Source organism: Bacteroides caecigallinarum, assembly GCF_021530995.1.
Lineage (GTDB): Bacteria > Bacteroidota > Bacteroidia > Bacteroidales > Bacteroidaceae > Phocaeicola > Phocaeicola faecigallinarum.
Map to the genome: position 1 here is coordinate 1 of NZ_JADYTF010000249.1, position 986 is coordinate 986.

Annotated in this window: 1 protein-coding gene; it reads right to left on the reverse strand. The window is 32.5% G+C overall.

The window, feature by feature from the left end; all coding sequences use genetic code 11:
- Nucleotides 1-13: 13 nt before the first annotated feature.
- Nucleotides 14-904 carry a glycosyltransferase family 2 protein gene (locus I6E24_RS16410; protein ID WP_235329775.1) on the reverse strand — a complete coding sequence of 297 codons (891 nt, stop codon included), beginning with the start codon at nt 902-904 and terminating at the stop codon, nt 14-16.
- Nucleotides 905-986 lie beyond the last annotated feature (82 nt).

Genomic DNA, 986 nt, shown 5'->3' on the forward strand with positions numbered 1-986 from the left:
GTATGATTCTGTACTATATATTCGACCTTATATATTTGTAAATCCTTATATACATATTAGGGAACAGTGCTTTTACATATCCCATAACCCACACAAAAGGATATCTATACGGAAAACATCTTTTCTGAAATAATAAGGTATTATGCAGATTGTACCCAACAGGAGAATATAAATACTTTATCCTCTTTCTTAAGGACATATTCATAAAATCATCATATCCATCTTTTTCATGGTCATTCTCACATACGCCAACATAGCTTTTCAATACGATTAGAGGATATCCGGCTTTATAGGCAAGATATGTATAGTCATGATCACCTCCCCCATGAAGATAGCCACTATATAAGATTCCCATTTTCTCGACAACATCACTTGAGATAAATGTTACATTTCCATGTGCACATTGGCATAAATGGTATTTACCGTCAGGATGAACAAATTCATCTCTAAGAGTCCATTTACTGACAAAGTTAAAACCACCGTAAGTGAACTTTTTGGTTATAGGATCTTGTGTAGAACCTACATATATACCATGAACTCCATAAGTTTTAAAAGAGTAGTCATCAGCTTCCAACAATTCATCAAACAAATTCGGATAAATATATGTATCATTATTTAACCATAAATATCCATCATATTTACCTTGTTGTAATGCAGCTTCCCAAGCAGCAACCATTCCTCCATTCCAATATAAATTGCCATTCCCTTTAATTAGATGTAAAGAAAAAGGATAGATATTTGAACATATAGATTCAGCTGTACCATCAGTAGAACCGTCATCAGTAAGAAAAACATCCACTTTTATAGATTCACGGCACTTTGAAATGGCATTTGATAAGGCTTCCAGACACTTTATTGTCTTGTCTTTCCTATTATAACAAGTCATTAAAACCGCAATATTCATAGTTTTATTTATTATAAATAATAAGCTTTAAATTCGTGCGAAATTCTATTTTCTATAGGAGGTAACTGCATATAATCACCGT